22 protein-coding genes are annotated in these 24,621 nt (G+C 44.4%); 17 read left to right on the plus strand and 5 right to left on the minus strand.

The window, feature by feature from the left end:
- Nucleotides 1–13: 13 nt before the first annotated feature.
- Complete coding sequence (locus CPIN_RS30220; protein WP_012793684.1) at nt 14–748, minus strand: YggS family pyridoxal phosphate-dependent enzyme; 735 nt, start codon at nt 746–748, stop codon at nt 14–16.
- A 160-nt stretch (nt 749–908) separates the two neighbouring features.
- Between CPIN_RS30220 and CPIN_RS30225 the strand changes: the two genes are divergently transcribed.
- From CPIN_RS30225 to arsB, 4 genes are read left to right on the plus strand one after another with little or no spacing between them, the layout of a single operon-like run.
- Nucleotides 909–1,241 (plus strand): ArsR/SmtB family transcription factor, encoded by a 333-nt coding sequence (locus tag CPIN_RS30225; protein ID WP_012793685.1) that lies wholly within the window; start codon nt 909–911, stop codon nt 1,239–1,241.
- Nucleotides 1,242–1,295: 54 nt separating this feature from the next.
- Nucleotides 1,296–2,135, plus strand: a complete 840-nt coding sequence (locus tag CPIN_RS30230; protein WP_012793686.1) for an arsenite methyltransferase — start codon at nt 1,296–1,298, stop codon at nt 2,133–2,135.
- Between the two features lie 25 nt (nt 2,136–2,160).
- A complete protein-coding gene (locus CPIN_RS30235) occupies nt 2,161–2,577 on the plus strand; it encodes an arsenate reductase ArsC (RefSeq protein WP_012793687.1) in 417 nt (138 codons plus the stop codon).
- Nucleotides 2,578–2,580: 3 nt separating this feature from the next.
- Nucleotides 2,581–3,648, plus strand: a complete 1,068-nt coding sequence (gene arsB / locus CPIN_RS30240) for an ACR3 family arsenite efflux transporter (RefSeq protein ID WP_012793688.1) — start codon at nt 2,581–2,583, stop codon at nt 3,646–3,648.
- Between the two features lie 14 nt (nt 3,649–3,662).
- Here arsB and CPIN_RS30245 read toward each other — a convergent pair whose 3' ends face one another.
- Nucleotides 3,663–4,076: a DUF6010 family protein gene (locus tag CPIN_RS30245; RefSeq protein WP_012793689.1), complete on the minus strand. Its 414-nt coding sequence runs from the start codon at nt 4,074–4,076 to the stop codon at nt 3,663–3,665.
- Between the two features lie 301 nt (nt 4,077–4,377).
- On the minus strand, nt 4,378–4,659 hold the full coding sequence (locus CPIN_RS30250) for a helix-turn-helix domain-containing protein (RefSeq protein WP_012793690.1): 282 nt from the start codon (nt 4,657–4,659) through the stop codon (nt 4,378–4,380).
- 284 nt (nt 4,660–4,943) lie between these two features.
- On the opposite strand from CPIN_RS30250, the gene CPIN_RS30255 reads away from it, so the two are divergent.
- The 11 genes from CPIN_RS30255 to ilvB all read left to right on the plus strand — a co-directional run bounded on the left by CPIN_RS30255 (nt 4,944) and on the right by ilvB (nt 19,105).
- Complete coding sequence (locus CPIN_RS30255) at nt 4,944–5,228, plus strand: hypothetical protein (RefSeq protein WP_012793692.1); 285 nt, start codon at nt 4,944–4,946, stop codon at nt 5,226–5,228.
- Nucleotides 5,229–5,636: 408 nt separating this feature from the next.
- A complete protein-coding gene (locus CPIN_RS30260) occupies nt 5,637–6,878 on the plus strand; it encodes an MFS transporter (RefSeq protein ID WP_012793693.1) in 1,242 nt (413 codons plus the stop codon).
- 2 nt (nt 6,879–6,880) lie between these two features.
- The gene (locus CPIN_RS30265; RefSeq protein ID WP_148230674.1) at nt 6,881–7,753 is read left to right on the plus strand and encodes a helix-turn-helix domain-containing protein; all 873 of its coding nucleotides are present in this window, start codon (nt 6,881–6,883) and stop codon (nt 7,751–7,753) included.
- Nucleotides 7,754–8,127: 374 nt separating this feature from the next.
- Entirely contained in the window at nt 8,128–9,489 is a 1,362-nt protein-coding gene (locus tag CPIN_RS30270) for a TolC family protein (RefSeq protein ID WP_012793695.1), read from the plus strand.
- An 18-nt stretch (nt 9,490–9,507) separates the two neighbouring features.
- A complete protein-coding gene (locus CPIN_RS30275) occupies nt 9,508–10,551 on the plus strand; it encodes an HlyD family secretion protein (protein WP_012793696.1) in 1,044 nt (347 codons plus the stop codon).
- A 2-nt stretch (nt 10,552–10,553) separates the two neighbouring features.
- Nucleotides 10,554–12,143 carry an MFS transporter gene (locus CPIN_RS30280; protein WP_012793697.1) on the plus strand — a complete coding sequence of 530 codons (1,590 nt, stop codon included), beginning with the start codon at nt 10,554–10,556 and terminating at the stop codon, nt 12,141–12,143.
- Between the two features lie 23 nt (nt 12,144–12,166).
- Nucleotides 12,167–12,961: an AraC family transcriptional regulator gene (locus CPIN_RS30285; protein WP_044222823.1), complete on the plus strand. Its 795-nt coding sequence runs from the start codon at nt 12,167–12,169 to the stop codon at nt 12,959–12,961.
- A 411-nt stretch (nt 12,962–13,372) separates the two neighbouring features.
- Entirely contained in the window at nt 13,373–13,888 is a 516-nt protein-coding gene (gene mug / locus CPIN_RS30290; protein ID WP_012793699.1) for a G/U mismatch-specific DNA glycosylase, read from the plus strand.
- Between the two features lie 97 nt (nt 13,889–13,985).
- Nucleotides 13,986–16,754, plus strand: coding sequence for a 2-oxoglutarate dehydrogenase E1 component (locus tag CPIN_RS30295; protein ID WP_012793700.1), 2,769 nt, complete (start codon nt 13,986–13,988; stop codon nt 16,752–16,754).
- Between the two features lie 36 nt (nt 16,755–16,790).
- Nucleotides 16,791–17,306 (plus strand): GNAT family protein, encoded by a 516-nt coding sequence (locus CPIN_RS30300; RefSeq protein WP_012793701.1) that lies wholly within the window; start codon nt 16,791–16,793, stop codon nt 17,304–17,306.
- Between the two features lie 59 nt (nt 17,307–17,365).
- On the plus strand, nt 17,366–19,105 hold the full coding sequence (ilvB, locus tag CPIN_RS30305) for a biosynthetic-type acetolactate synthase large subunit (RefSeq protein ID WP_012793702.1): 1,740 nt from the start codon (nt 17,366–17,368) through the stop codon (nt 19,103–19,105).
- A gap of 44 nt (nt 19,106–19,149) precedes the next feature.
- Here ilvB and CPIN_RS30310 read toward each other — a convergent pair whose 3' ends face one another.
- Nucleotides 19,150–21,315, minus strand: a complete 2,166-nt coding sequence (locus CPIN_RS30310) for a TonB-dependent receptor (protein ID WP_012793703.1) — start codon at nt 21,313–21,315, stop codon at nt 19,150–19,152.
- 79 nt (nt 21,316–21,394) lie between these two features.
- Entirely contained in the window at nt 21,395–21,733 is a 339-nt protein-coding gene (locus CPIN_RS37185; RefSeq protein ID WP_012793704.1) for a hypothetical protein, read from the minus strand.
- 84 nt (nt 21,734–21,817) lie between these two features.
- Between CPIN_RS37185 and CPIN_RS30320 the strand changes: the two genes are divergently transcribed.
- Complete coding sequence (locus tag CPIN_RS30320) at nt 21,818–24,085, plus strand: alpha-L-rhamnosidase-related protein (RefSeq protein ID WP_012793705.1); 2,268 nt, start codon at nt 21,818–21,820, stop codon at nt 24,083–24,085.
- A gap of 132 nt (nt 24,086–24,217) precedes the next feature.
- Entirely contained in the window at nt 24,218–24,610 is a 393-nt protein-coding gene (locus CPIN_RS30325) for a VOC family protein (RefSeq protein WP_012793706.1), read from the plus strand.
- The last annotated feature ends 11 nt before the right edge of the window (nt 24,611–24,621 follow it).

Here is a 24,621-nt window from a genome sequence, read left to right on the forward strand (position 1 = left end):
TTGCTCCGGCTGTTTACTTTTCTGCTTCACTTTCATTCCAGATCTCTTTTCCAATCACGCGATTTCCAAAGATGGCAGTACCTACACGAACGATATCAGCGCCTTCCGCTATCGCCATATCGAGATCCTGGGACATACCCATTGATAATTTGAACTGATCACTATTTTCAATACCAGCTGCGATAAGCTGTTCCCTGGTCTGCCGGAGCAAGGTGAGTGACGGGCGCATTTTTTCTCTGTCTACATCAAGGAGACCGATGGTCATCAAGCCTTTAACCTGTAGTGTATCCAGTGATTTCAACTCTCGGATAAAACCGGCTACGTCAGCAGGCTGCAAACCGAATTTACTTTCTTCATAAGAAGTATTTACCTGGATAAAAACGTCGAGATTTCTCCCCTCCTGTTGCAGTCGTTTGTCCAGTTCCTGTGCGATAGATAGCCTGTCGAGGGACTGGACACAGGAAACGTATTTCAGGACATCTTTTACCTTGTTATGTTGCAGGTGACCAATAAAGTGTCTTTCAACAGAAAGATCAGAAAGGGCTTCGTGTTTATCACGGAACTCCTGTACTTTATTCTCTCCGATCAGCCGTTCACCAGCTTCGATAGCGATGCGGATGTATTCAGGAAAAACTGTTTTGGTAGCCAATAAAAGCCGGACATCTGCCGGATTCCTGCCGGATTTTTCACAGGCGTGTGCGATGCGGTTGTGAACGGTATGAAGGTTATTGATGATGGTTTCTTTCATGGTTTGCTATTGATTAAAGAGCAAAAGTAGATGGAGTTGGAAAATGCCGGCTAATCCAGGTTGGAGATTTGTAGGTGGTCCAGGGAGTCTGAATTTTTCAAAATTATTTTCCGGAAAGATTTGGCATTTTAAATAATCATCGTAATATTGCGATAGATTTATGGGAGCAACAAAAACAACTTTATTCACAAAAGAGCAGAATGAGATAGCCAATATGGCAAAGGCGCTGGCACATCCGGCCCGCATAGCCATCTTACAATATCTTGTAAAGAAGAACTCCTGTGTTTGTGGAGATCTGGTGGAGGAATTGGGATTAGCCCAGGCTACGACTTCCCAGCATTTGAAGGAGCTGAAGCTGGCGGGTATTATACAGGGGAATATAGAGGGCGCGAGTGTTTGTTATTGTATCAATCCGGTGGTATGGAAGGAGTATAAAGCATTGTTTAATAGTTTCTTCGGGGATGTTACCCTGGAAGGTGCGAAATGCTGTTGATTTTTTTTGCCTTAATTCATCGCAATATTGCAATAATACAATAAACTAATTATCATGTCTACAGAACAGGAAAAGAAAGACCTGGTCAGGCAGAAGTATGGTGAGATTGCCTTACAGGATAAAACAGGTAATCAGGCATCCTGCTGTGGCGCCAGTGCTTGTTCCAGTGAGGTGTACAACATCATGAGCGATGATTACACCGCTCTTGAGGGCTATCATGCAGAGGCAGACCTCGGTCTGGGTTGTGGTTTACCTACACAGTTCGCACGTATAAAAACCGGGGATACGGTCATTGACCTGGGTAGTGGCGCCGGGAATGACTGTTTTATCGCACGGCATGAAACGGGAGAAAGCGGGAAGGTAATCGGTATCGACTTCACCCCTGCCATGATTGAGCGGGCAAGGATTAATGCAGCGACACGGGGATATAATAACGTTGAGTTCAGACAGGGTGATATCGAGAAGATGCCTGTAACGGCCGATATAGCAGATGTGGTGGTCAGCAATTGTGTGCTTAACCTGGTGCCTGATAAAGAAAATGTATTCAAAGAGATCTTCCGTGTATTAAAACCAGGGGGACATTTCAGTATCTCGGACATTGTACTGGAAGGCGTCTTACCCACTAGCATCCAGCAGGCGGCTGAAATGTATGCAGGTTGCGTATCAGGAGCTATACAGAAAGAGGCATATTTGCATCTGATCAGTAGTAATCAGTTCACCAATATAACGATACAAAAAGAAAAGGCCATTTTTATACCGGACGATATATTATCTGCTTATCTCTCTTCCAGCGAAATAGATCAGTTCAGGAACAGTAATACAGGCATCTACAGCATTACTGTATATGCAGAAAAACCAGCGGCGACGTGTTGCGCACCTGGTTGCTGCGATTAATCATTTTACCTGCAATTAAACATATATGAAAAGAATTCTGGTGCTCTGTACCGGCAACAGCTGTCGTAGTCAGTTAGCAGAAGGCTACCTGAGACATTTTGCAAAAAACAAGGCCGAGATCTATAGTGCCGGCGTGGAAACACATGGCGTTAATCCCCGTGCCATTGCCACCATGCAGGAAGATGGGATAGATATTTCGGGACATACCTCCAACAATATGGAAGAATACAGGGACATTGATTTTGACTATGTCATCACTGTCTGTGATAATGCAAAAGAACGCTGTCCTTATTTTCCGGGTAAAGCGCTCAAGTTTCATTATAACTTCCCGGATCCGGCAAAAGCTACTGGCAGTGAAGAGGTTATTATGGAACAATTCAGACTGGTACGGAAACAGATAAAGCAATATTGCAGCGATTTCATTCAGCAACATATTTCCTGATCAATGTCTGCAAACAACTGTTATCCTGCACATGAGCGGAAGCGACTTGGTTTCCTGGACCGCTTTCTTACTTTATGGATCTTTGTAGCTATGGCAATAGGTGTTGGTATCGGTTATTTTATTCCCGGAACAGACACATTTATACATTCATTCTCTTCGGGGACCACCAATATCCCGTTGGCTACAGGACTTATTCTGATGATGTATCCGCCACTGGCAAAAGTTAAATATGAACAGATAGGAAGAGTGTTTGGCAATGTGAGGGTATTAAGTGTCTCGCTGTTGCTCAACTGGGTGGTAGGTCCGATATTAATGTTTGCACTCGCGCTGCTGTTTCTGCATAATTACCCGGAGTATATGACCGGACTGATATTAATAGGATTGGCGCGCTGTATTGCAATGGTCATTGTATGGAATGAACTTGCGGATGGAAGCAGGGAATATGCGGCAGGACTTGTTGCACTGAACAGTATTTTCCAGGTGCTTTTATATAGTGTCTATGCTTATTTCTTTCTAACGGTGTTACCTCCGGTGTTCGGATATCAGGGATTGGCTATCCACATCTCTATCGGACAGATAGCGGAGAGTGTGGCTATTTATCTGGGTATTCCTTTCGCAGCTGGTATTATAAGCAGATACCTGCTTTTACAGTTAAAAGGCGAAGTATGGTATCAACAGAAGTTTATACCGGCGATCTCTCCTATTACCCTGATTGCCTTATTATTTACAATCATACTCATGTTCAGTCTCAAAGGCGCATTGATAGTGCAGATACCTGGCGATGTACTGCGTATTGCCTTACCACTGGTTATCTATTTTGCCATCATGTTTCTGCTCAGTTTTTTCGCAGGAAAATTCATGGGGGCGAATTATTCGGAAAATGCAGCCATCTCATTTACAGCAACAGGTAATAACTTTGAGTTAGCGATAGCGGTTGCTATAGGAGTATTTGGTATCAATTCAGGACAAGCATTTGCCGGTGTAATCGGTCCGCTGGTAGAAGTACCCGCATTGATCGCGCTCGTAAATATTGCATTCAGATTACGCAGGAGGTATTATCCGGCGCAATAGTGACAAAAGGAGAGCTACGCGGCTCTCCTTCGTTTTAATACTTCGAAGATAGACGGCGCTCCGAAATACAACCAGATGGCCAATACAGGGTCACAGATAGCGCAACCCAATGAAGAAGTCGGCACCATAGGTATGATTGGCTGCCCATATAAATGATGGAGAATGTCATATACGGTATGCACTATCCAACCGGCAGCCAGGTATTTATAGTTTCTGAGTCCTTTAAAAGCCAGGTATACCATAATAATTCCCAGTGGAAATTCATAAAACCCTAATCCCCCACTCCAATATACAGCTCCTGCGCCGGCAATAGCAAGTGCATTTATAATCTGTCTGTTAGGCTCTTTCACCAGAGACATAATGCTGATGCAGAGTAATCCGATGCTGATAGGACCGATAGCCGTTGTGAGTATCAATGCGATGTTCATCCTGATATTGTTTTTGACAGGACGAAGTTGACGATTGGGCAAAGATATTTTCAGGATGGATCGATCAATAATCAGGACGTTTCGATTATGATCGGATACAGTCCTTATTTTACGGCTTCAAGTACCCGGGCCCGGGAAATAGTTCTAAATGGCGCACCACCCAGCATCCATGAAAGTCGGCAGCAACATCATCTTCTATAAATCAGTGCCGGACTTACAGGCTAGTGGGCCCATTTCTCCGTCTGCTATAGGATAGCTTTACAATTGTTTATCTTGCTATAGTACATTACCCCTGCACAGGTTATTCAAATCCTTCTGAAAAGAAATCTTTCGGACTAATACCTAATCCATCTATTATTTTCAGCAGGGTCCTCATTCTGATATCGTCAAACGCTCCTGATTCGTACTTGGACATACCAGCGCGGGAAATTTCGATATCATAAGCGAATAACTCATAAGAATTAAATCCCTGCTGTTTACGCAAAGCCTTAATTCTTTTGCTTAGTTTCTCTATGAAATCGTCATGATCAAAATGCCCTAACGTAGCCTTCTTTCGTTCCTCTTTGCGTTTATTTTTAGCCATTCTGCAATTAATATAATATCCATATTTTAAATAACCCTATTTATTAGGGTATAAATAAATATGTATATCATAATAGCCTATTTTCAGATGTTTATACTTATCTTTGCAGCGGAACTATGCTTGCTGAGCTTCGGCGTAGCGCATATAACCGTTTCCGGTATTTAGGCCCGAAGCATACCCAATAATTTTATAACTGGTCTCTCAACAGAACGCTCAGGTTACAGCGATGAAAATCGCCCCAAAAGGCATCAGTAAGATGAGATAACTATTAAAGATCCAATGATATGCAAAACAATCAATTAAAATCCAAAACCAATCCAACGGCCATTAACGTACTTAATGATTTTCATGCAACAATGACACATCTTCCGATCGTTCTACGAGACAGGATCTGTGAAGAATGTAACTGGAGTGTCCCTACCTATTACCGCAAATGCAGAGCGGGCGTCAGAGGGGAAAAGGCATATAGTAAAGCGGAGGAACAGATGATCATAAAGGTTTATATAGAGACATTAAAAGGGGCTTTTGACCACGCAGAGAAGTATAAAAATATTCAGTCCTCTAATTAAGTTCGTCGTACCTTTTTTTAATTTCCATACCGGATTCCGGATTGCATGTATGACTATACAAAGGCACCCGCGTGTGCTTTATTGCCCGTCCTCTTCACAGGCAGCGGACGGGCAATTTCTTTTTAAGATATAGCTAACAGATAATACAGATCAGCCATTCAATCGCTACCTGAAACATACTTCATACACGAAGTATATACGGAGTATCTCCATACGACGTGTAACTCTGCACATCATTGTTTATACACCACCATAACAATACACCCCTATCTAAAAACCTTATCATCTCTTCCCCAGCCGATAGATATTATAGATAGACAGGTCTGCTTATTACTCTTAATATTTATTTAATTTCGCGCCATCAAAGGGAAACGCAAAGAACCAGTTGTATCAGTAAACTACGTTTAGATGAATCAAGACAAAACGAGATTACATTCCGGTATCATTCCTTTGATGGCTATTTCCGGAGGTGTTATGATAGCTAACATCTATTATAACCAGCCCATTCTTAAAGAAATTGGCGCTTCTATTAACACCAGCGAAGCTGCTATAGGCAGGATCGCAATGCTTTCACAGCTGGGATTCGGTCTCGGCATGTTTTTCCTGCTTCCGCTCGGTGACAAGCTAAAGCGCAAGCGCCTGATAATCTTCCTTGCTGCATGTCTTGCGCTGACCCTGACAGGATTTGCATTTGCCAGTACGCCCGCCCAGGTGTATGTCCTCAGCTTTTTTATCGGCTTGTTTTCCACTCCTGCACAGATCATTTTACCCATGGCAGCGACCTTAGACAGTACGAACCGCGGGAAAACGGTAGGCCGGGTCTTTAGCGGTATCCTGGTAGGTATTCTGGGCGCCAGGGTATTGAGCGGGTTAATATCCGAGTGGCTGGGATGGCGGTATGTTTATGGCATTTCCGCGATGATGGTGAGCAGTGTCGCTATCCTGCTAAAGCTTTTCCTTCCGGATGTAGCGCCTAAGTTTAAAGGCAACTACTTTAAACTATTACAATCCACCTTATCGCTTATCAGAGAGTACAGGTTATTAAGACAGGCTGCCCTACTGGGATCCCTCACATTTGGCGTCTTTTGTTCCTTCTGGACCACGCTCACATTCCACCTGGTATCTGCACCGCTGCATTATTCACCGGGTACCATTGGCAGTTTTGGCCTCATTGCCATCGGCGGAGCCCTTGTTGCCCCCTATTTTGGTAAACTTGCCGATAAGGGAAACACTTACAAATCTTTGTTGATCACAGTTGGGCTTGTTATTGGCAGTGTTATACTGATCAAAATCTTTCCCTATTCTTTTGTTGCGCTGATCGTTTGTATTTTCTTCCTTGACATTGGCGTACAGGCCACACAGATCACAAATTTCGCCAGGATATATAGTCTGCATGAACATGCACACAGCCGGTTAAATACCATTTACATGACCACCTATTTTATCGGAGCTGCCATAGGTACCTATTTTGGATTACTTTCCTGGAAGACCGGCGGGTGGAACCTGTCCACCTGGCAGATGTTACTATGGGGTACCGCGGCATTAGCTGTAGTTATTATTTCAGAACGAGTGAATGCAAAACACCTTAATCGGACACTCGTAGCGGAAGAGACCAGGGATTTTTCCCCGCCAAATGTCGTAAATTCATGATGATGGATGACATAAAAACCTTTTCACTCTCCAGACATAGCCGATTATTCTCTGTTCCTGACACGAGCAGAGAATATCTGTTTGTCAGATCAGGTCAGCATCCATACCATGAAGAGCCCTACCGGGCAGAAAGTTATGCGATCGTATTTATCAGGGAAGGCGGTGTAAGGCTCAATACCGGACTGGTATCATGGGATGTGCACGCACCGGCTATTATTACGCTTGGTCCTTCGGTTGTCCGTTTTTTCACAAAAAGCAGCGACCAGCTGAATATGGATGTTATATTCTTCAAAGACACTTTTCAGCTCGAGAATCACGCAGACGTCTTTTTCCTCTCGCGGTATGAATTTTTCGACAACAATGACCTTCATGTACTGCCGCTGAAAGAGCCCTATGTCGCGAAATTCAGTAAGATATATGAACTGCTGGAGATGACACAGGACGCCGGCAGTTATGCCCAGCGTTTAATCATCCGCAGTTACATCTTTGCGCTTATATTTGAAATTGATGCCTGTCGCAGGATCTCTGTTTCGAATGTCCCCGCTTCGCAGGAACCAGATCCCTTATTTACAAAATTTAAACAGTTGCTCAGGCGTCACTATATCCAGGAGCATAAACTTGACTTTTATGCCCGCGAACTTCATTTAACGCCAAAGTCGCTTTCAGCGGCTATTAAAAAGCAATCCGGGCAATCTGCAGGGAAATGGATTGATGACGCCATCGCACTGGAGGCGAAAGTATTACTCCAGAACAAAACTCTTACAGTAGCGCAGATAAGTAATATGCTGAACTTCTCAGAGCAGTCCGTTTTCGGAAAGTTCTTCCGCACCAATACTGGTATGTCTCCTCTTGAATACCGCAAAAAATTCAACTAATCCCCAACGCTTACATCTCCTGACTGTCCACATCAGCCATTTCGACGAACATTGAGGCATTTCCATCCAATTTACCGCATGATTAAATCAGACATTTGTGTTGTCGAAATCAATGAACCGTTGAAAAATGATCATACAACGAATCAGTGACCTAACCTGTACTAACGGCAAACACACAGGTCAGCCGCCAATTCCGGCGCTGTTTTGACACGTGTCATTTAGCAACCCATCACGCATATTATATATATCACTACAGCTCGCAGCGCAGCGACTGAAGGTGGATATCTTTTGCCTTATCACACCGGCCCCCGGGGCGATAACAATGATGAATGATGCTACATGTACAGATAGAAATGAATTTAAAACAATGAAAAATGCGTATCAAACATACAAACACAGGATACAGCTGTTTGTTATTAAGCTGTCTGTCTGCTGCCATCTTACTGATGCATATCACAATCGCAAACGGGCAAACAGCAAATAACAATACTTATAAAATCAGCCTTAACGAAGCAGTCGAATTTGCAAAGATCCAGAACAAGCTTGTTCAGGCAGCGAATTTTGAAGAAACTGCCATGAGTGAAGACAAAAAGGACGTATACAAAGCAGTATTGCCGGATATCCGTGTAAATGGCTCCTATCAAAGATTCAGCGGTCTCACATTGTTCAACGATGGTCTTCGTCATGCCAATACGGAAGCACGAAGGCCCACATCAACTTCAGCAGCCTTGGGTATTGAGGCATTATTCAACATCTATAGTGGTGGCAAGCAGAAAGCCCTGCAGCGTGAATATACCTTCCGTGAAAAGCTGGAACAGTTAAATACAAAAGATCAGTCGGGGATTATCGCGTATCAGACTGCCGCCCAATACCTCGAACTAGTCAGACTGAATGAACAGGAAAAGTTCATCCACGAACAGGTAAAACGGGCAGCTGTAAGAGTAAAAGATATTCATGCACTTTACGACAACCAGAAAGTAACCAGGAGTGATGTGCTACGTGCGGAGGTAAACCTATCAAACGTACGGCTTTCCCTGGAACAGAATGAAAATGACATTGCAATCGCCAATCAGAAGCTGGTGGTACTGATGAATGTACCGGACGCCATACACATCATACCACTCGATTCTGCGGGTATGTTAAAGCCCGACATTCATTCGCTGTTACCGATCGCTGATGCTGCGGAAACATCCTCCTATAGTGTACTAAAAGCCGCTAAAAACGTCGAAATACAAAAGGAAAAGGTAAAAGGTGTTCGGAGTAATAATAAACCAAATCTGAGCTTCTATTCCGGCTATGGTATCAATTACCCAAACTATTTATTCTTCCCTCCTGTTGACCAAGCGTATGCGATTGGCTTCGCAGGATTGAAAGCACAGTATAGTATTTCATCGGTCTATCATAATAAAAGCAGGATAGCAGCCGCTAAACTCCGGGTTAAAGAACTCGAACTGCGACAACAGGCATCTGCAGATAATATACGGTCAGAAGCCAAAGCGTATTATGCAAAATATGCAGAAGCATTATCACGGATCACGGTTAATGAGCATTCTGTCCAACAAACGGAAGTCAATTACCGGATCGTCAACAATAAGTATTTAAACCAGTTAGCCTTACTGACTGATCTGCTGGATGCAGACAATCTGTACCAGGAATCACAATTCAACCTGGTGAAAGCACAAACTGAAGCACTCGTCATTTACTATCGCCTGCTTTATACCAGTGGCAATTTATAATCTATAACAGGGAAAAAAATGAAAGCAACAAAGACCCAAATACACCCGGGCAATATTGTCTTAACAATCATTGCCGCAGGGCTTCTCTTTGCGGGAATATACTATATCACCAGGTACTGGCGGTACAGTCAGCAATACGAAGAAACCAATGACGCACAGGTCGAATCCTACATCAACCCGGTTTCTGCACGTGCCGGGGGCTATATTCAGCGTGTATGCTTTGAAGAACATCAGTTGGTCAAAGAAGGCGATACGCTCGTCATACTGGACGACAGAGAATATCGCGCACAGCTACAGGTTGCCGAAGCCGCCACTGAAGATGCACATGCCCAGCTAACCGTACTTACGGCCAATATTGCAGCAGCTGTAACCAGCACCAGGGTCAATCAGGACCAGATAAAAGGCGCAGCGGCTAAATATGTACAACAGCAACTCGATATCAAACGGTATACGAACCTGGTGAAAGAAGAAGCAGCTACAGGTGCGGAGCTCGAGCAGGTGAAGGCAAGATACGATGTTGCAGAGAGTGACTACAGCGCTGCCAGGAATAGCCTGAAAACGAATGAAGCGCGTATCGCAGAATTGAGAACACATTTTGCACTCCTGCAGGCTGATATTAAACGAAAAAAAGCAGCACTGGAGCTGGCCCGTCTTAATCTTTCCTACACGGTCATCCGTGCGCCCTACTCAGGACGACTGGGACGGAAAAATATACTGGAAGGGCAGCAAATACAACCAGGCCAGCCATTGGTAAGCATTATCAATGAAAAACAAAAGTGGATCACTGCCAATTACAAAGAGACACAGGTAGCGGATATGTATGTGGGACAATCAGTGGAAATAAGGGTCGATGCAATAGATGGAAAAGTATTTCCGGGCAGGATCATGGCAATTGCCGGTTCAACAGGCGCACGGTTTTCATTATTGCCACCAGATAACTCGACAGGAAACTTTGTCAAGATCATCCAGCGTGTTCCCGTAAAGATCGCGTTTGAAGGCCCCGGCACGGGCAATGTGGTCGCAGGTATGAATGTCACTGTTGCTGTTAAAAAAAGAGCCTGATCATGAAACCAGCATATTTTAAACCCTGGGTACAGGATTGGGACTGGGGTATACGGATCGCGTTACTATTGCTTCTCCTCTCCTCGTTGATGCAGCTTGGCGTGTTTGCATTAACAGGTAGCTACATCATCGCCTATCTGGGTGCACAGCCGGAAGACATCTCCTTTTGTCTGCTATCTACATATGCAGGCATCGTTGCCTCCATACCTATGCAATTCCGTTTCATACGGCACTTTGAAATCCGCAATTACCTCGCTACCAACGTTATACTGGCAATGCTGCTCAACTGGCTTTGTGTTGGTTGCCAGGATATCAATTTACTGTTATTCATCAGATTCCTGCAGGGTGTTCTTACCGGGGGGATATGTGTCAGCACGCTGATACTGATCTTTTCGCGGGTACCCAGCCACCGTGCACAACTGATGGGTGCAGCTGTATTCTATCCGACCATTCTCGGGAATATAATAGTGGCTGCGCTGATAGCCGCCATATTCATTGACCTATCAGAGTGGAAGGCTAGTTATTATTGCCTGATGGCTATACAGCTACTGACTTTACTAATCGTGATAACAATGTTGCAGCGACATTCCGGACACCGGAAAATTCCGCTGTATCAGATTGACTGGGCCGGATTCATCTTATTTGCATTTAGTTTACTTACGCTGGCCTATACTTTTATTTACGGCTCGAAATATTATTGGTTTAATGACAAACGTATCTGTTACAGTAGTTGTATGGCAGGGATAGGTACCATTCTGTTCCTGTACAGACAAAGTCTACTGAAACGACCGCTGATCCATCCCGGCGTATTTAAGTCCCTCTATTTCTTAACAGGACTTTGTTTACTGGGACTTTACTATGGAGGCAAGGACAGTATCAATCTGGTCTATAACTATGCATTCAGTACACTTAAATGGACTCCGTTACAAGTGGCGACGCTTGGCTTTTGCAATATTGCAGGCGTTGTTTCTTTTGCCATATTTTCAACCCGGCTGATCATGTTCAGGAAACATCATTTCCAGGTCTTCCTTGTAACAGGATTCAGTTTAATGGCATTATTCAATCTCTGGATGTGGTATATAATGACGCCTGATCTGTCTTTCACAGATCTACTGTTCCCCATATTTATCCAGGGCGCTGCATCGGGGTTGTTATTTGTTCCTATTATTATATACATTCTTACATCCGCACCCGGATTCAGCGGGACCAGTGGTATCGTACTGGCAGCCTGTACAAGGTTCACCGCAACACTCCAATCTATAGCAGGACTCTATAATCTTCAGTTATACCATAACCAGTATTTTAAAGAGAGCTTTCTCAGTTCCCTGACAGCAGACAATCCCACTACAACAAGCCGGCTGAACATCTATCAGTCATTGTATACCTCGAAAGGATTTTCCACTGAGCAGGGATCATACATCGCAAAGACGATCATCTGGCAAAACCTGGGGCAACAAAGTCAGTTACTGACCAACCGGGCTGTCTTCATGACCTTTGCACTGTTGATGTTGGCTATCGCCATACTCTCACTGATTATCCCTGCTATCAGTAAAACATGGAACTACTGGAGCAGATGTTATTCAACGAAATAAGCATTATCTATAAAACAATAACGATGGGACTCATAGCATCTCTACCAGAAATAGAACAACAAGCGACATCAATTTTTGTTATACACGAAAAATGCGAAAAGCAGATTCCGCTTCACCAACATTCCAAAAGTCAGCTATTTTATGTAGACGGAGGGATCGCCTACATCCGGCTGGCGGATCAATTACTGGTAATCCCCTCGCGCCACTATTGCTGGATACCGGCAGGTATTCCACATAGTCTTACTATCGGACAAAACGGGACGCATCTCCGATCTATTCTCTTCACTACCAAAGGAGAAAACAAACATGCATTTTATAATGACGTGGGAATATATCCTATCAATGATCTATTAATCGAAATGATGCGATACACAGAGCAATGGCAGGGACACATCCTGCCAGATGATGAACGTTTTATGTTTTTACAATCTATAAAATCCATTCTACCTAAAATAAGTATCAGGCACCTACCGATTGCCTTGCCATATACAGAAAATAAGCGTATGCTACAGATCATATCCTACATAGAAGAGAATATATCCGATAAACATACGCTTGAAACAATCAGCAAACGTTTTGGACTAAGTGACAGAACTTTGTCAAGGTTTTTCAAAGACACATTAAAAATATCTTTCTTACAGTATCTCAAATTGCTCCGTATGGTGAAGGCATTTGAACTTATCCAGCAAAAAGCGCACTCACTTAGTGAGATCGCCTACCTTACCGGGTATCAGAGCCTGGCGTCCTTCAGCTATACTTTTTACCAGGTGACCAATATGCGGCCCTCAGAATTCGCTCATCTCAACAGCATGGTTTAAACACTGTATTTAAAATTTGTCAGCCGGCAACCAGCGTAGATCCAAACGTAAACAAACTCTCCGGCGCCGGCTGACGCATACAAATTTACGAACAGCCTACCCTTTGAATGATCCATCTCCGGCCAATTATTAGACGATTTGCGCCAATATTGTCAAAACCCGTTCTGTTCATATCTAAATTTAAATCGGTAATACTGTCATTTACTATCACTGGCCGGAAAGCACTAAATTCTGGCGCAAATTGTCTGATTCTTCGATATAAAGTTCCCTAGCTTTGCTGTGCGTTTCCCGATGCAGGAGTAAATGCCTGACTTCAATGATACACTGGTACAGATGTTAGAAATTCATCCGGCCAGTATTCAACGAAGGTCAGGCTATCCTGTTTTATATCAGCTGATTTAAAGTAACCATATGGACAATTATCTACAGGATATTATTACTGAAAATCTGACGGTCCTATTCTGTGGGATCAATCCAGGATTAAAGTCTGCCGTCCAAGGGCATCATTTCTCCGGACGTAGCAACAGATTCTGGAAAGTATTGCATCAGGCAGGTTTTACGCCTCATGAGATAGACCCAACACTCGACAGCACGATCCTTGATTTTGGTTATGGTTTGACAACAGCCGTAGAACGTGCTACAGTCCGGGCAGATGAATTATCCAAAGCTGAATTTGATCAATCCTTTGAGACATTCAAGCGTAAGATAGAGCAATACAAACCTACTTATCTGGCCTTTCTTGGGAAGGCTGCTTATATGGCTTTCTCAGAAAAAAAGAACGTTCAGTGGGGCTTGCAGGAAGAACCGCTCTGTAATGCAATTGTATGGGTATTACCTAATACCAGCGGATTAAACCGGGGTTTCACATTATCAATGCTGATCGATCATTTTCAGGCATTACACAATCATATCGGCTACCTTTTTTGACCCACTTCCTCAAACCTTTGGCGCGTTCCAGCTAATCCAACCCCTCATTTAGGTCTACCTTTATGTATGAAATGTGACGTTTTAAATCATCATCATCATGGACCGTTTTACATATCTTAATGACGGGAATGCAACATATATCAATACACTCTACGACACATACAGACATGATCCCGCATCAGTAGAGTCTGGATGGCGTAAGTTTTTTGAAGGGTTTGATCTCGGCTTCTCCCGGGAAGCCACAAATATCTCCGATACAGTAGCTAGTCCGTCTGTCAATCCGGCAATATCTTCCAATGAAATAAAAGTGCTTCAGCTTATTGAAGACTATCGTAACAGAGGGCATCTGTTTTCGAAAACCAATCCTGTAAGAGAACGAAGAAAACATCTCCCAGGAAAAGAACTGACATCTTTCGGCCTGGCCGACAGTGATCTGGACACAGTTTTTAATGCTGGAAATGAGCTTGGTCTCAGGCCAGGCACATTAAGACAGATCCGCCGGTTACTGGAGGAAGTCTACTGTGGATCTACCGGCATAGAATATAAGTACCTCAATGATCCTGTAAGGGTAAAGTGGTTTCAGGCGAGGATTGAAATCCCCGGAAATAAACCTCCATTCTCATCAACAGAGAAAAAGCGCATTCTCTGCAAACTAAATCAGGCTGTTGTATTTGAGAGCTTCCTGGCAACAAAATTTATCGGACAAAAGCGTTTCTCCCTGGAAGGTGCAGAAGGGCTCATTCCTGCAATGGATCTCCTTATTCAAAAGTGCGCCAGCAATGGTGTAGAGGAAATCGTTATCGGAATGGGACACCGCGGCCGGTTAAATGTGCTGGCAAATTTGATGGAGAAACCATACGAAGCAATCTTCAGGGAATTTCTGGGCAAGAAAAATGAGCAGGACACCATGATAAGTGGTGATGTGAAATACCATCTGGGATATTCGAATGATGTAGCCACATCAGATGGAAAAACAGTGCATCTCAGCCTGAGCCCCAATCCCTCCCATCTTGAAGCTGTCAATGCCGTTGTGGAAGGTATGACCCGCTCTAAAGCTGACTACAAATATAATGGCGACCATTCAAAGATCTTACCGATACTTTTACATGGTGATGCCTCCATTACCGGTCAGGGAGTCGTGTATGAAGTATTACAGATGGAAAAGCTGAAGGGATATCATACAGGCGGCACTATTCATCTGGTTATTAATAATCAGGTAGGTTTTACAACAGACTATAAAGACAGCCGTTCGAGTATCTATTGTACAGATCTGGCTAAAATAACCGGAGCACCGGTTTTTCATGTGAATGGAGACGATGCGGAAGCTTTGGTACATGTAACCAGATTGGCGCTGGACTATCGTCAGACCTTTCACGGGGATGTATTCATTGACATTCTATGTTATAGAAAATATGGACACAATGAATCAGATGAACCAAAATTTACACAGCCGGTTTTATATAAAGCAATTGATCAACATCCTAATCCACGGGATATTTATATCCGGCAACTCATTGCTGAAAAAAGTATCGATGTAACACTTCCCGGTGAAATCGAGACTTCTTTCAGAAAGCAGCTACAAGCGTCACTGGACGAAGCCAGGCAGGATGGCAACACGCCTTCTGCGTCATCCGCTTTCCAGGGGGTATGGCAAGGTCTGCGCAGGGCAAAGGACAAAGATTTCAGTCAGTCGCCTGATACAGCTATAACGGAAGCATCCTTACTGCGTATCGGCAATGGCATCACCACATTACCGAAGGGAAAAATATTCTTAAAAAAAGTTGAGAAACTGTTCGAGCACCGGCATAAGATGGTCAATGAGACAAAGGTTTTTGATTGGGCAATGGCCGAATTATTAGCCTATGGTTCTTTGTTACAGGAAAACCATACCGTTCGTTTGACGGGTGAGGACGTAAAGCGGGGAACATTCTCACATCGACATGCAACAGTAACAGATACCGAATCAGAAGAAGAGATCATACCACTCAATTGCCTGGGAACTACAACAAAATTTGATATCCATAATTCATTACTATCCGAATACGGTGTACTGGGATTTGAATACGGGTATGCATCTGCCAATCCGCATGCGTTGGTCTTATGGGAAGCGCAATTCGGCGACTTTCTCAATACCGGACAGGTAATAGTTGACCAATATATTGCCAGTGCTGAAACGAAATGGCAATTGGGCAACGGACTTGTCATGCTACTACCACATGGTCATGAAGGACAGGGGCCAGAGCACACTTCGGCCAGAATTGAACGCTTCCTGGAACTCTGTGCTAATAACAATATCCAATTAGTTAATTGTACAACTCCTGCCAATTTCTTCCACGTACTACGCCGTCAGTTAAAACGTGACTTTCGTATCCCGCTGATAATTTTCACGCCTAAAAGTCTTTTAAGGCATCCGCTGTGTGTCTCCCCGGTCAGTGCATTTACAACCGGAAGATTCCAGGAACTGATTGATGACACACATGCAAGCGGCCAGGATGTAAAACGTGTATTGTTCTGCTCAGGAAAGATCTACTACGATCTGTTTCAAAAGCGTCAGGAGACCGGGCGTAATGATGTGGCGATCGTTCGTATTGAGCAGTTATATCCGATGCCATTTACACAGATGCAAAGTATCAGGGACAAATATACTGACGCAAAGGAATTTATCTGGGTACAGGAAGAACCTGAAAATATGGGCCCCTGGCCTTATCTCTGCCGTAAATTCTATAAACATCATATGCAGCTGCATGTTATTTCCAGGCCTGAATCAGGCAGCACGGCAACGGGTTACGCAATGCGGCATGCCAATGAACAGGAAACTCTTCTCAACCGGGCCTTTGAAAAAGATGTTAATAACTACAATAAATAATTTTTGTAACCACATTATATTTTAATCGAAGATTTTATGACGAACAGGATAGTGATCAACTTCTGTATTGGTACAGAACAGGACCGTCGTACCCTATCATTTATCGGTAAGGCTACTATAAAGGAAAAGTTCAATGGTAGGGTTTCGGAACCGGCAATAACAGCATATATCGAGCATCACTACAGCGATCATACATTGCGTGGTGAATTGAATAACATTTCCAATCAGGTACTGGTCGCTTTCGTGGATGGCGAGGTGGCAGGATATGCGCGGATCACTACAAAAGGTGAACGACCGGAAATACTCCAGGGGAAAAGTGTAGCTCGTATTGCTGACTTTTCAGTATTGGAAAGATTCCATGAAACCGCTGTCAGAAAGCTCTTATTCGAAAAGTGTCTCTGTATTTGCAAAACCCGGCAGACCGTCTGGATAAGTGAACACGAAGGTGCTGCCGACCTGACGCTGTTTACAGACTATGGATTCATAAAGAACACAACTATAAGCGGCGTTAATGAACTGGGCATACCATTGGTCTATCTGATAAAAGAATAATAGGTAGTACCAGTTTAACCAGTAAAACAATAATCTGCATCAGGCGAATAATGACAGGTATGGAAAGTACACATTCAAAAGAAGACAAAACAACTTCTCAGCAGCAAATAAAAACAATACCAGGATCGGTTGCCATTATGGAGGCGCTGATAGCAGAAGAGACCGAGGTTATCTTCGGTGTGCCTGGCGGCGCCAACATCGCTATGTATGATGCGCTGTTTGACTATGACCAGCAATTGAAACACATCCTCGTAAGACATGAACAAGGCGGTATTCATGCGGCACAGGGATATGCGCGTGCATCTGGAAAAATAGGCGTCGTATTCGTCACCAGCGGGCCAGGCGCTACTAATCTTATCACGGGAATCGCAGATGCGATGATCGATAGTACACCGGTGGTGTGTATCACCGGACAGGTGTTTGCGCATCTGCTTGGTTCGGACGCCTTTCAGGAAACTGACATCATCAATATCTCGACGCCGGTCACCAAATGGAACTACCAGATCACTGATGCTGCGGAGATCCCATCCGTACTGGCAAAGGCATTTTACATCGCCCGTAGTGGCCGTCCGGGGCCTGTATTGATTGACATCACCAAGAATGCGCAGCTACAGCTTTTTGAATATACAGGATATGAAAAGTGTGACCATATCCGGAGTTACAGACCCAAGCCAGTCATTCGGGAGAAAGACATTCAGTCAGCTGCCGCCCTGATTAACCACGCTGAAAAACCATTTGTTATCTGGGGCCAGGGTGTTATACTAGGCGACGCAGTTACTGAGTTTAAGACCTTTATAGAAAAGAGCGGTATTCCGGCCGCATGGACGGTATTAGGTGCAGGAGTTATCTCTTCAGATCATCCGCTGAATATGGGTATGCTCGGTATGCATGGCAACTATGCGCCAAATGTGCTTACCAATGAATGTGACCTGTTGATCGCCATCGGCATGCGCTTCGATGACCGGGTAACCGGCCGGCTGGATAAATATGCCAGACAGGCTAAAGTGATCCATCTGGAGATCGATCCGGCGGAAATCAATAAAAATATAAAGTCCACCGTATCTGTACTGGGTGACTGTAAAGAGACATTACCACTGCTGACTGCTTCAATCAACAGGAAAGATCACGGCACATGGATAGAGAAATTCAACAAACTCTACCAGGAGGAATATGATACTGTTATTCAGCCTGAGCTGCATCCGACGGCCGGCGAACTGACCATGGGAGAAGTGATAAATATACTGAATGAATTTACGTCAGGAGATGCGATCGTTGTCTCTGACGTGGGACAAAATCAGATGGCAGCTATCCGTTATGCGAAATTCAACCATACCAGAAGTAATATTACCAGTGGAGGCCTGGGAACAATGGGATTCTCACTGCCCGCGGCCCTGGGCGCCAGGTATGGCGCACCAGATAAGACAGTACTGGCGATCGTTGGCGATGGTGGTTTTCAGATGAATATTCAGGAACTGGGTACCATCATGCAGCATTCACTGGATATCAAGATCATTATCCTCAATAATCAGTTTTTAGGCATGGTACGCCAATGGCAGGAGCTTTTTAACGACCGTCGGTATGCGTTCTCCGACATGGAGAACCCGGACTTTGTGGCGCTTGCTGCTGCTTATCGTATTTCGGGGCAACGTGTATCTGAGCGGGAGCGCCTGCGGCATGCCATTGCGGAAATGTTCCATCACAAAGGTCCTTATCTCCTGGAAGTGATGGTCGGTAAAGAAAACAATATTTTCCCCATGGTGCCTCAGGGAGCCAGCATCAGTGAAATAAGATTAAAATAGCAGAAACAGTACGAGCCATAAGAGGTATATGGCTCGTACTGATATTATAATCTGATCTTCAGCCCTCCATTCACCACAAAGCCATCCAGCGGGGCATAAATGTCCCTGAAAACAGGATTGCTTACCGTACCTCTATAGATACTATCGAACTTCGTCTGACGGGTATCCGTAAAATTCTCAAAGTTGATAAACAGGGAAAACCGCTCCCATAATTTCTCCGCCATAAATCCACAGGTCCAGTATGCTTTCCCGGCACTACCATCGTTCAGGGTCTGTTTGCTGTAGTAGTAAGCTTCCAGCCCGATCTTCCACTTATCTTCCACTTCATACATCAGTACATTATTCAGGCGATGACGGGCTGTCAGTGGGTTCACCCGCTTTGTTGTGCCTTCATGCAGTGTCGCATCTGTAAAGGTATACCCGACAAACAATTTGAAGTCTTCATATCCCAGTTTTATGTTCATCTCCCATCCTTTTGTATCAATATAGCCATTGGCATTCACCAGGGCATACAGATTACTACCGCTCGTTTGCAGCAATAACGGATCATTGATACGGGTATAGAAGAAAAGCTGGTTGATACTAAAGGTGAACTTATCCAGGAAGGCAGTCCGGTAATTCACATCCACATTAGCACCCAGGGATTTCTCCAATTTGTTATCCTGAGAATTAATGGGCAACACATACCGATATTGCAGGCGTTCGCTTTCTTCTGTAAAGATCGTAGGCGTCTTATATCCCAGTCCGCCGCCTAAACGGGAGCTAAGCTTTTCAGAAAGATGAAACAATGCGGAGATACGCGGGAGAAAAGCCAGGCCATAATCAATTACATAATCGCCTCTGACACCGGTTTCCACTTGCAGCCAGTCGGCCGCTTTCCAGGTATTCTGCACAAATGCGCCGGCAGTCTGCTGTGTATAATTCCGCTTTTCGAAATTATCTTTCGGATACTCCAGGAACTGATCAGTATAAAAATTCAACCCGGTGACCCAATCCAGTGTCTCACTGTTTTTATGGTAGTTCACTTCGGAATAAGTAGACCATTGTTTACCATCGAATATATAATCGGGTATGGTAATGGTCCGTTTAAAATTACTCACGGCATTCTTAACAGACAGACTGCTGGTTTGATTAAACTGATGATCCAGTGAGAACTGTGTAGCAACACGTGTGGTCTTATTCTGTTCGAAATAACGATGTACGTTATCCCCATTGCCTTTTATATAAGCCAGATCCCCACCCATACGGTCTTCAAAAGTCGTATTGGCCCCGATCATCAGCTGCGTCTTAGGACTAACATAAACAAACAGCTTTGGATTGAACACATAGCGACTGGTTTTAGGAATCGCCGTAAAGCCGGTTTCTGAGGGATCGTAGGGCCTGCTGCTGTTTCGGGAAGCAAATACTGTCCAACCAACTTTCTCTAGTTTCCGGGCGTAAAAACCATTTATGTCAAGTCCTCCGGCAGATGTTCCATTAATCAGAAAACGGAGCTCCCGTTCTTCCCTCGGTACCTTGGAAATCAGGTTCACCAATCCGGCAATAGCACCGCCGCCATATAAGGTAGAAGAAGCACCCTTGATCACCTCTACCTGCTTCAGGTCCAGCGGTGGGGTCTGTAACAATCCCAGTCCGCCGGAAAAACCCGCATACAAAGGGAAGCCATCTTTCAGCATCTGGGTATAACGGCCGTCAAGTCCCTGAATACGAATACTGGAATTAGCAGACGTCGCCGACACCTGCTGGGTTTGTATACCCGTGCTTTCATTGAGCATCATACGGATATCTCCCGGTTTCATATTCCCCTTTTCCTCTAACTCCTCCCCGCCGATCAATTCTACCCTGGTAGGGATATTCCGGATCGTTCTTGTACTACGCGTGGAACTGATCACTACTTCTTCCATTTCTTCCTCTGCCTGTACAAGCAATATAATAAGCGTATCGTTGCTATAGGGAAAAGAGATGTTGTCGGTATAGGTTTCGAAACCAACAAAACTGACCTTGAGCGGGTATGTACCGGCTGGTATATTATTGAGGATGACGAGGCCATTGGCATTCGTCCTGACGTTTTTATTGATACCTGACAGTGTAATAGTGGCAGCTGGTAAAGCGGCTTTGGTTTCCGCGTTTTTAACCACAGCGGTCAATGTATGCTGCGCTGTGCACAAGCCGGCCGTGCAAAGCAGCATGATCGTAAATATAAGTCTCATGTTGTAGCTGGAATATTTAAGCAATAGCAATGATGGCACAAGGCATAACCTTGTACTATTCTAACATTCTTGTATTCGCTTAAACCTGTTTGGGCGGTTGCCAGATGGCGGAAAAGAAATCCCTTAATTGCGGTTCGATATACTGACTATGCAGTTCCTTGTCAGAAGGTAAAGAGACCGGCTTTATCGTATAAGATTCCGGTATTACTACGCCATGGCATACGCCACAGGCAAAAAAGGGAGAACAGGGAGATACGGGTTTATGATCTTTGGGGGATTCCTGTTCATGAGATGAAGTGGTATATGTTATCACATCACTACAGCAGTCATCATCGGCATCACAGTGGATGCCTGATAAGACCAGGACATATAGTGAAAATATATAAACGAACCATTTCATCCGGACAAAGATAGACATTAAAAATGTTTTAAAAAGAACGTATAAGGTAGTATTTTACTACTGATGCAGCACACCAAGCCGCTATCAACAATATTACCACGCATGAAAATAACAACTGCTTTTCTGCTACTATCATTCACCTGCCTGTCTGCCATTGCCCGGCAACAACCCACTCCCTTCTCGCTAAGAGTTGACCTGCTGCAAAACCCATCACAGGTATATGAACACGGCATCATGACGAATGTACCTCTGGAACAGGCAGTGCTATCCGGAGACAGCTTCCGGTTCTGCCAGGTAAACAGCCGCTATCCCATGTTCTCCTGGGTATTGCCAGCTCAATATCAATCCGCCTGTCAGATCCTCGTAGCCAGTAACAAACAACTACTGCTGAAGGACTCCGCAGATGTATGGAATTCAGGTAAAATAAGCGGCAACAACAGCACAAGTGTTTTATATAGCGGTCCGGCACTACAGGCATCTATGATCTATTACTGGAAAGTACGTACCTGGGACCAACATGGCAAGCCGGGTAAGTATGCTGCTATGCAGACATTCTCTACAGGGAAAACACTGGACGATTATCGCCTGCCATCCTTTGTGCTGATTAAAACGCTTCAGCAGGCATTGAAAACCAACAACCCTGATACACATCATGTATTGTATGATTTTGGTAAAGATGCTTTCAGTCAGATAAAGCTATCTGTCAACGCAGCCAACAACAATGATACACTGGTTGTACACCTCGGAGAAGCTCTTACCGCAGATGGACATGTCAATCAACAGCCTCCTGGTTCCGTACGCTACAAAATGATAAAGATACCTTTGCAACAGGGGCTACATACCTACCAGCCTGTCATCGCGCCAGATGCACGGAATACTAAAAAGAATGCCGTGTTAATGCCTGCCGACATCGGTGAGGTACTTCCCTTCCGTTATGTTGAAATAGCCAGGGGCAATTATACCATAGGCAGCGTGTACCGGTATATGGTGAGCAGTCCGTTTGATGATGCAGCGACTACCTTTAAGAGCGCACACAAAGGGCTCAATCAAATATGGGATCTCTGTAAATACACCATCAAAGCGACATCTTTTTCCGGCTATTATGTTGACGGTGACAGAGAACGTATTCCTTATGAAGCAGATGCATTGATCAACCAGCTCTCCCACTATATCAGTGATGCGGAATTTACAATTGCAAAGCGTACGCTGGATTACCTGATCTATCATCCGACCTGGCCTACTGAATGGTCTTTGCAGAATGTCCTCATTGCATGGAATGACTATCTCTATTCCGGTGACCTGCGCCTGGCTAAAAAGCTATACCCGGATCTTAAAGCTAAATTGTTGAGCGCCCTCGCCCGGGAAGATGGCTTGATCAGTACGCGTACTGGTAAACAAACACCGGCATTCCTTCAGTCTATTCATTATGCATCCTTTGATGCCAATGCACAATTAAAAGATATTGTAGACTGGCCACCGCCTAAATTCGGTGGTACTGATATTATGGGAGAAACCGACGGCTTTGTCTTTGCGGATTATAATGCGGTCGTTAACGCCTATTACTATGCAGGACTGGAAGCAATGGCGAAGCTGGCAAAAGCGATCGGGAATAATGCTGATACGGAGTACTATACGCATGAAGCAGCCAGGGTACGATCCGCTTTTCAAGCGGTATTCTTTGATAAACAAACCAACATCGTTGTAGACGGAGAAGGTATTCCGCATAGTTCTCTACATGCCAATTTCTTTGCACTGGCCTTCGGTCTGGTACCTGGTGATAAAGTAGCCGGTGTATTATCTTTTATACGTTCCCGTGGTATGGCCTGTAGCGTATACGGCGCACAGTTCCTGCTGGATGGATTGTATAAAGCGAAAGATGCTGATTATGCACTGCAACTGCTGACATCCACAGAGAAAAGAAGCTGGTTTAACATGCTCCGGGAAGGAGCAACGATGACAATGGAAGCCTGGGGACAGTCATATAAACCCAACCAGGACTGGGGCCATGCATGGGGTGCTGCACCGGCCAACTGTATTGTCAGGTATATCGCAGGTATTCAGCCCATCACACCTGGTTTTGAAGAAGTGGAGATCAGACCTCAGGGGGTATTACCTGGTCCCCTCCAACTAAGCTACAAAACAATACGCGGTACGATTGAAGAAGAGATGGAAAGTACGCCCACCAGATACAGCCTGCAGCTCACCTTACCGGGTAATATGACGGCTCATGTCTATCTGCCTTTTCCTACGGATAAAGCAAGCATCCGCCTGGATGGGATGCTGATTAAAGCCGCTTATAAAGGCGCCTGTTACGAAATACACAATGTTGCTCCTGGCAGACATCGCTTCGAAGTATCCAAAGGCCGCTAGCCAATGATCTGTCCGCTTCCCGGTATTGTTCATATAAATGGTTTGCGATTTGATATCGTATCTTTAATTACCTGAACTCACATGTGAATTGATCCATACACTCATTTTTAAATCCTTTAACTTTCCAACGTCATGAAACCTAAAAAAATCTGGGCCAATTATGCGGTAAGCGATCTGGAACGCACCTCGCAGTTTTATACTAAACTTGGCTTTAAGCCCAATGGTCCGCATACATCCAAAGAACTGGTAAGTTTCTTCTTTAGTGATGAGGACTTCATTATCCACTTTTTTCTGAAAGACATCCTGGAACCTAATATCAAAGGCAAGATGTCCGACGCACATACCGCCAATGAGATCGTATTCACGATTTCTGCGGAGAGCAAAGAAGAGATGGATAATTGGGCGAAGGAAGTAGAACCCGCCGGTGGCAAAATTGTCTCTCCTCCTGAAGCCTTTGGGAAAGGATACTATGGTTTTATCTTTACCGACCCTGATGGCCATAAATTCAACGTCTTCCATATGTAGGCCATCCGGCC

This window comes from Chitinophaga pinensis DSM 2588, assembly GCF_000024005.1.
GTDB lineage: Bacteria > Bacteroidota > Bacteroidia > Chitinophagales > Chitinophagaceae > Chitinophaga > Chitinophaga pinensis.

Coding starts and splice junctions, on each gene's coding strand:
- CPIN_RS30245 (WP_012793689.1), bottom strand. CDS start 4,076: ATGAACATCGCATTGATACTCACAACGGCTATCGGTCCTATCAGCATC.
- CPIN_RS30310 (WP_012793703.1), bottom strand. CDS start 21,315: ATGAGACTTATATTTACGATCATGCTGCTTTGCACGGCCGGCTTGTGC.
- CPIN_RS30265 (WP_148230674.1), top strand. CDS start 6,881: ATGGATGACATAAAAACCTTTTCACTCTCCAGACATAGCCGATTATTC.
- CPIN_RS30220 (WP_012793684.1), bottom strand. CDS start 748: ATGAAAGAAACCATCATCAATAACCTTCATACCGTTCACAACCGCATC.
- arsB (WP_012793688.1), top strand. CDS start 2,581: ATGTCTGCAAACAACTGTTATCCTGCACATGAGCGGAAGCGACTTGGT.
- CPIN_RS30295 (WP_012793700.1), top strand. CDS start 13,986: ATGGACCGTTTTACATATCTTAATGACGGGAATGCAACATATATCAAT.
- CPIN_RS30270 (WP_012793695.1), top strand. CDS start 8,128: ATGCGTATCAAACATACAAACACAGGATACAGCTGTTTGTTATTAAGC.
- CPIN_RS37185 (WP_012793704.1), bottom strand. CDS start 21,733: ATGTCTATCTTTGTCCGGATGAAATGGTTCGTTTATATATTTTCACTA.
- CPIN_RS30325 (WP_012793706.1), top strand. CDS start 24,218: ATGAAACCTAAAAAAATCTGGGCCAATTATGCGGTAAGCGATCTGGAA.
- CPIN_RS30280 (WP_012793697.1), top strand. CDS start 10,554: ATGAAACCAGCATATTTTAAACCCTGGGTACAGGATTGGGACTGGGGT.
- CPIN_RS30250 (WP_012793690.1), bottom strand. CDS start 4,659: ATGGCTAAAAATAAACGCAAAGAGGAACGAAAGAAGGCTACGTTAGGG.
- CPIN_RS30255 (WP_012793692.1), top strand. CDS start 4,944: ATGCAAAACAATCAATTAAAATCCAAAACCAATCCAACGGCCATTAAC.
- mug (WP_012793699.1), top strand. CDS start 13,373: ATGGACAATTATCTACAGGATATTATTACTGAAAATCTGACGGTCCTA.
- ilvB (WP_012793702.1), top strand. CDS start 17,366: ATGGAAAGTACACATTCAAAAGAAGACAAAACAACTTCTCAGCAGCAA.
- CPIN_RS30275 (WP_012793696.1), top strand. CDS start 9,508: ATGAAAGCAACAAAGACCCAAATACACCCGGGCAATATTGTCTTAACA.
- CPIN_RS30300 (WP_012793701.1), top strand. CDS start 16,791: ATGACGAACAGGATAGTGATCAACTTCTGTATTGGTACAGAACAGGAC.
- CPIN_RS30260 (WP_012793693.1), top strand. CDS start 5,637: ATGAATCAAGACAAAACGAGATTACATTCCGGTATCATTCCTTTGATG.
- CPIN_RS30285 (WP_044222823.1), top strand. CDS start 12,167: ATGGGACTCATAGCATCTCTACCAGAAATAGAACAACAAGCGACATCA.
- CPIN_RS30230 (WP_012793686.1), top strand. CDS start 1,296: ATGTCTACAGAACAGGAAAAGAAAGACCTGGTCAGGCAGAAGTATGGT.
- CPIN_RS30235 (WP_012793687.1), top strand. CDS start 2,161: ATGAAAAGAATTCTGGTGCTCTGTACCGGCAACAGCTGTCGTAGTCAG.
- CPIN_RS30320 (WP_012793705.1), top strand. CDS start 21,818: ATGAAAATAACAACTGCTTTTCTGCTACTATCATTCACCTGCCTGTCT.
- CPIN_RS30225 (WP_012793685.1), top strand. CDS start 909: ATGGGAGCAACAAAAACAACTTTATTCACAAAAGAGCAGAATGAGATA.